This is a genomic window from Flavobacterium sp. LHD-85 (genome assembly GCF_030929595.1).
Taxonomy (GTDB): Bacteria; Bacteroidota; Bacteroidia; order Flavobacteriales; family Flavobacteriaceae; genus Flavobacterium.
The window spans coordinates 385,537-391,873 of the sequence record NZ_JAVFVR010000005.1 but is presented as its reverse complement, the minus strand read 5'-3'; the positions used below and the strand labels follow the sequence as shown (position 1 = coordinate 391,873).

Here is a 6,337-nt window from a genome sequence, read left to right as displayed (position 1 = left end):
AATTATTACAATATTTATATTACTATAATCATGAAAGACCCCATCAGGGAATTGATGGAAAAAAGCCAATCGAAATGATAAATCCGTTACCGAAATAAATGACTTTTACAGAAATGACATACTAAATGGAAAACTAATTATATAAATGAAAAAAGAACTACACATTTTCTTCACCTGCTTAATGTTTTACACCAGAATTCCGTGTCCAAAAAACATTACGCATCATCCAGATTATTTAAATAAAGCCACAAGATATTTTCCTTTTATTGGATGGATTGTTGGGAGTATTTCTTTTCTGGCTTTTTATCTTTTTTCATTTTTTCTTTCCACAGAAATTGCTGTTATATTAGCGATTATTGCTTCTATTTTAACTACAGGAGCTTTTCACGAGGACGGATTTGCCGATGTCTGTGATGGTTTTGGCGGAGGCTGGACCAAAGAAAAAATCTTGATGATTATGAAAGATAGTGCCATTGGTGCTTATGGAGCAATCGGATTGGTTTTACTTTTTCTATTAAAATTCAAACTACTTTCAGAATCCATTTTACTTTTCACTAATAACATTTTATTAGTTTTCCTTTTATTTGTTTCTGCTCATTCTTTGAGCCGCTTGGCAGCAATCAGTATTATTTTTACACATGAATATTCTCGTGATGATGCTTCTAGCAAAAGCAAACCAATTGCGAAACAATATACTTGGAAAGAAGTTTTTGGGTCATTCTTTTTTGGTTTAATTCCGCTGCTTGTATTTTCTTATTTTGATTTGAAATTTCTTCTTGCTATAGTTCCCGTTTTTATAACTCGTTATTTTTTAGCTCGCTATTTCCAGAAATGGATTGACGGTTATACTGGAGATTGTCTTGGAGCTACACAACAGGTTTGCGAAGTGATATTTTATTTAAGCATTTTATTTTTATGGAAATTTATCTAGTTCGTCATACCGAAACTGTCTGCGAAAAAGGAATCTGTTATGGGCAGTCAGATGTTGATATTGCGGAACCTTTTGATGAAATTTTTGTCAGAATTATTTCAGAATTACCTTCAGAAGCATTTATTTTTTCGAGTCCGTTAAAGCGTTGCGTTATTTTAGCAAAACATATTCAAGAAAATATTAAAACCATTTCTTATCAAGAAGACAAACGTTTAAAAGAAATGAATTTTGGCGATTGGGAATTAAAAAACTGGAACGAAATTCCGGCAGAAGAACTTAATCCGTGGATGGAAGATTTTGTGAATATTAAAGTTTCAAACGGAGAATCTTTTGTCGAACTGCATGAAAGAGTTGGTGATTTTTTATCGGATGCTATTTCAAAAATAAATCAGCCAGTAGTAATAGTTGCTCACGCCGGAATTATCAGAAGCATTTTATGCCATCAGAGTTCACTGCCTTTAAAAGAAGCTTTCAATAATAAAGTTGATTTCGGAGAAGTTATAAAAATCGATTTTTAATGCAAATAATTTATAATTTTTCATGAAACGCAAAACAAATTTGAATAATCAATATTTTTAACTTTATCTTTGCAGCAAATTAAGGTTGTGTTTTTAATTTAAAAATGCATTAAAAGGGAATCAAGTAAAATTCTTGAGCTGTACCCGCAACTGTAAGCTAAGTTCACAAAAACGAATGCTTGCTGTAACTACATCACCACTGTCACGCCTTGCGTGATGGGAAGGTAAACAGCAAGACGCAAGCCAGGAGACCTGCCTTTGTAACAATTTATCGAACTCTCGGGAAAAAGAGTGTAGAAATTATGACTTTAAAACGACTTTTTGCTTTTTGTTTATTTGTGGTGTGCCAGATTATTTCGGCGCAAAACGATTCTATTACCAGCCTTAAAGAGGTTTTTGTCTCAGACAAAAATTTAAAAACTTACTCTGCTTCGCAGTCTGTTTTAAAACTCAATGATTCTATAATCAATAAAAATGAGGCTCTCCTAACCGATTTATTAAATTTTAATTCAACGTTGTATTTTAAAGAATACGGACGGGGAATGCTTTCTACAGTCTCTTTTAGAGGAACAACTTCTTCTCAGACAGCAGTAATCTGGAACGGAATAAACATCAATTCTCAAATGAATGGAAGTACCGATTTTAATACCATTTCAGGTTCCGATTATAATTCGATAAGTGTAAAAGCCGGTGGCGGAAGTGTCATTTACGGAAGCGGTGCTGTTGGAGGAACAGTGCATTTAAACAACGATTTGTTATTTTTTAATCGTTTTGAGAATAATTTAAGACTAGATTACGGCAGTTTTAATACGATTGGAATTAATTATAAAACTTCTATTTCTAACAAAAAATGGAGCGCTCAAATCGGGCTTTCAAAAAACAGCTCGACAAACGACTATAAATACCTGAACCAGTACAACTGGAAAGGCGAACAGCGCTGGAATCAAAATGGGCAATATGATGTTATTACACTAAGTGCCAATGCGGGTTATAAAATTAATGCCAAAAACATTCTTAAATTATACACGCAAACCTCAAATACAGATAGAAATACTTCTTTAGTTTCTGAATCGGAAACGAAAAGCAAATATGTTAATGGCTTTAATAGAAACTTATTAGAATATGACGGTAATTTTGGAAAGTTTACAACCAATTTAAAAACTGCTTATATTTTTGAGAACTATCAGTATTATGCAGATAATTCGAGTAATATTTATACTTACGGAAAAACCGAAAGCTTTATTACAAAAGCAGATTTAGGATACCAATTATTCAAATCATTGCAAGTCAACGGAATTTTGGACTATAATCGAACTAAAGGATATGGTTCTGGCTTTGGCGATAATGTAAGAGAAATAAGTTCTGCAGCTTTACTTGTTAAACAAGATGCATCAGCTAACTGGAAAAATGAATTCGGTATTCGCAAAGAATTTACAGAAAATTATAAGTCACCTGTTCTGTTTTCAATTGGTTCTTCTTATCAGTTTGGAAAACTATATAATTTGAAGCTGAATGCATCACGAAATTTCAGGATTCCAACTTTTAATGATTTGTATTGGGAAGAAGGCGGAAATCCAGACTTAAAACCTGAAAGTTCTTATCAGGCAGAAATCGGCAATGTTTTTACTTTTCACGATTTTAATATAACGCAGACTTTTTATTACATGAAAATAAAAGATTTGCTAAGATGGGTTCCCGGAACAAACGGAATTTGGATGCCACAAAATACAGACAAGGTAAATAGCTATGGAGCAGAAACATTGTTGGGCTGGAAAAAAAGTTTTGGCAAAAACAACCTAACGGCAAATGCAACTTATGCGTATACAGTTTCAGAAAATGTCGAAACTAAAAAACAGCTGTTTTTTGTTCCTTTTAATAAAGTTACGACATCTGTTGCTTATTCAAGAAAAAACATTTCTGCCTATTATCAATTTCTTTACAATGGTTTTGTCTACACACAATCTGACAACGATCCGGAGAAAATTGTTGATGCCTACAATGTATCAAATATCGGAATTGATTACGATTTTAAACTTTTATCTTCTTTCAAAGTAGGATTTCAGGTTCTAAATCTTTGGAATACCTTTTATCAAAGTTTAGAATATAGACCAATGCCAGGAAGAAATTTTAATTTGTACTTAAACCTTAAATTTTAATATAATGAAATTAACTAGATTATTTTTAGCAGCACTTAGCGTTTCGCTTCTTGTTTCTTGTTCTAATGATGATGACTCCAATGATCCAAAAGGAGTTTATGATGATGGAATTTTCATCTTAAATGAGGGGAATTTTACTGATGGCGGTTCTGTTTCTTTCGTTAGCGACGATTTAAATACTTTCACAAAAGATGTTTACAGTACTGTAAATGGTTCTGATTTTATTGGAAAATATCTTCAAAATATATTTTTTGATGGAGATAAAGCGTATATCATTGCAGGTGGTTCTAATGTTATAAATGTAGTAAATCGTTATACATTTAAACTTGTAGCAAAAATTGAAACTGGCCTAATCACTCCAAGATACGGTGTTGTAAAAGACGGAAAAGCTTATGTTACTAATGCAAACACTTATTGGTCTAAAACAAATCCTGCAGGAAACACAGATGATTTTATCGCTGTTATCAACTTAGCTACAAACAAAGTAGAATCTACAATTGCGCTAAATACAACTGCTAACCATATTGAAATTTCTAACAATAAACTTTATGTAACTGAGCCATATAATAACGACAAATTATTAGTTATAAATCCAGCGACAAACAAACTTGAAACTTCTGTAGCTATTGGTTTAGGAGCAGATACAATGGAAGTTAAAGACGGTGTTTTATACACAATTAGAAGCTCATACGGAGAAAGAAGTGAAATTGTAAAAGTAAAATTATCTGATAATTCTATTAGCAAAATTACGTTCCCCGAATCTCTTGATGGAGTTAGAAACCTAGACATTTACAACAATAAAATATATTATACGCTAGAAACTGCAGTTTATGCCATAGACTACGCGGCAACATCTGCTTCTACAACTCCAATTTTTCAATATAACTCAACTTCTCAATACGGAAAAATGTACGGTTTTGCGGTTAAAGATGATAAAATCTTTATTGCAGACGGTGGAGATTTTGCTTCAAGCAGCACAGCATACATTTACAACTTAAGCGGAAGCTTAATAAAAGAATTAACTGTTGGTTTAGGTCCAAACGGATTCTACTTTAACGATTAATTTTACCTTTAGAATTAGTTTTTGTTTTTTTTTTATGGAAAAGGCTTTCAATTATGAAAGCCTTTTCTATTTATTATATTTTATTTTGTCGGATTCTGAATATACATTCCGTGCCTTAATCCGTTTATGATTTTTGAATCTGTCAAATACGGCATCTCTGGTTGAGAATCATTCAGAATTCTTTTAGCAGTAGATCCTGTAATTTTCGAAATAGCTAGATTAAGCAAAGGCTCAGAGGTTTCTCCTAAAACACCAAATGTATCCAAATACTCTCTTTGCTGATAAGTAGGCTGTAAACCTTGCTGGTAATCACCAAAACCTGCAGAATTTGAGATTTTAAAAACTAGAGGCTGCATTGCATATTTATGATTTGGATTGATTCCTTTTTTAGTAAACAAAGTTTCTGAATCATAAATTGTATAAGACCCAACATTTTTACCAGTAGTGGTTTCTCCAATCTGAACTACATTTATATATGGTTTTAATCCGTTAATAACCAATTCACTCGCAGATGCCGTACTTGCAGTGGTAATAACATAAACAGTAGTTAAATTTAAGCTGTTTAATGGTTTCCCGTCAATATTGTTTACAAATCTGTAATTCAAACTTTCTAAATCCTCAGCAGTCATTTCTTTCATCCACTTTGTGTTAAACTGCGTTTTAGCAAAAATCTGAGTATCAAACTGTCCCGTGATCATACTAGAAAGTCTTATAGCCGAAGGTACCGCTCCTCCTCCATTATATCGAAGATCTAAAACCAAATCTGTTATGCCTTGTGATTTCAGTTCTCCAAAAGCTTGATTTAATCTATCGTCATAATTTGAATAAAAACCATTGTACATCAAATAACCAATTTTACGACCTCCAGAAGTAATCACTTTATTAATAAAAATAGGATTTTCTTCTAAAACAGTTTTAGTCAAGTTAACCGATTTTCCGTTCAAAACATAACTGCTTCCATTATAATCTGCTAAGTTTAACGTATAGCTATCCTTATTAAATAATAATTCCTGATAATTTGAAACCGTAAGTTTTGTTCCGTTTACACTTGTAAATAAATCACCGCGCTTAATAGCTTTTGTAGAAGCATCAGAGTTTGGAATAATATATCGCACAAAACCCACCACATCATTTGATCCTGATGACACGCGGCTCAGTCTAAAATCGACACCATTATTTTTTGTAACACCACTTAATTCCTGCTCTAGAACAGTATAATCATCAACAATCCAGCTGAAACGATCAATTGCATCGCCATTAGGATATTTGCTTTCTGGTTTATTCAATAAATCTTCAAACAAATCTTCAGGATGAGAATATCCTCTTAAAAACTGATCAAAATCAGGTTGCAAATTTCGTCCATCGGCTAGATTTGGCACATCGGCTTGCCACAAATAAACCTCATTTAATCCTCTCCAAACAAATTTATTAATCTGCAAGTCAGCTGGAGCAGCTACGTCATCCTGATCTTCACAAGACTGTAAAGAAAAAGCGAATAAAAAGAGAAAAAGAATACTCTTTAAAGTTGTTTTCATAATCATTCAATATATTAGTGGTATAAGTGTAAAAGTAATATCTTTAGTTTTACCTTTATCATAAAAGCAGTATTTTTTCTACAGAATTTTTTTTTCTTTTTGCTGTAACAAATAGAATTATGCCTCGTCTTGAA

General features: G+C 32.4%; 5 protein-coding genes and 1 riboswitch. Of the genes, 4 read left to right on the top strand and 1 reads right to left on the bottom strand.

Features of this window, described 5'->3' with window-relative positions:
• Window positions 1-145: 145 nt before the first annotated feature.
• From RB618_RS11710 to RB618_RS11695, 4 genes are all read left to right on the top strand, one after another.
• The gene (locus RB618_RS11710; protein WP_308068876.1) at window positions 146-931 is read left to right on the top strand and encodes an adenosylcobinamide-GDP ribazoletransferase; all 786 of its coding nucleotides are present in this window, start codon (window positions 146-148) and stop codon (window positions 929-931) included.
• Entirely contained in the window at window positions 916-1,449 is a 534-nt protein-coding gene (cobC, locus tag RB618_RS11705) for an alpha-ribazole phosphatase (protein ID WP_308068875.1), read from the top strand. Before RB618_RS11710 ends, cobC begins: the two co-directional genes overlap by 16 nt.
• Window positions 1,450-1,514: 65 nt before the next feature.
• A riboswitch (cobalamin riboswitch) is annotated at window positions 1,515-1,724 on the top strand.
• 27 nt (window positions 1,725-1,751) lie between these two features.
• A complete protein-coding gene (locus RB618_RS11700; RefSeq protein ID WP_308068874.1) occupies window positions 1,752-3,605 on the top strand; it encodes a TonB-dependent receptor domain-containing protein in 1,854 nt (617 codons plus the stop codon).
• A 4-nt stretch (window positions 3,606-3,609) separates the two neighbouring features.
• On the top strand, window positions 3,610-4,668 hold the full coding sequence (locus RB618_RS11695; RefSeq protein ID WP_308068873.1) for a DUF5074 domain-containing protein: 1,059 nt from the start codon (window positions 3,610-3,612) through the stop codon (window positions 4,666-4,668).
• Between the two features lie 80 nt (window positions 4,669-4,748).
• Here the strand turns inward: RB618_RS11695 and RB618_RS11690 are convergent, their stop codons facing one another.
• Window positions 4,749-6,203 carry a S41 family peptidase gene (locus RB618_RS11690; protein WP_308068872.1) on the bottom strand — a complete coding sequence of 485 codons (1,455 nt, stop codon included), beginning with the start codon at window positions 6,201-6,203 and terminating at the stop codon, window positions 4,749-4,751.
• Between the last annotated feature and the right edge of the window lie 134 nt (window positions 6,204-6,337).

Bases quoted from the DNA above. Each gene is read 5' to 3' on its own strand.
- cobC (WP_308068875.1), top strand. From the start codon at position 916: ATGGAAATTTATCTAGTTCGTCATACCGAAACTGTCTGCGAAAAAGGA.
- RB618_RS11710 (WP_308068876.1), top strand. From the start codon at position 146: ATGAAAAAAGAACTACACATTTTCTTCACCTGCTTAATGTTTTACACC.
- RB618_RS11690 (WP_308068872.1), bottom strand. From the start codon at position 6,203: ATGAAAACAACTTTAAAGAGTATTCTTTTTCTCTTTTTATTCGCTTTT.
- RB618_RS11700 (WP_308068874.1), top strand. From the start codon at position 1,752: ATGACTTTAAAACGACTTTTTGCTTTTTGTTTATTTGTGGTGTGCCAG.
- RB618_RS11695 (WP_308068873.1), top strand. From the start codon at position 3,610: ATGAAATTAACTAGATTATTTTTAGCAGCACTTAGCGTTTCGCTTCTT.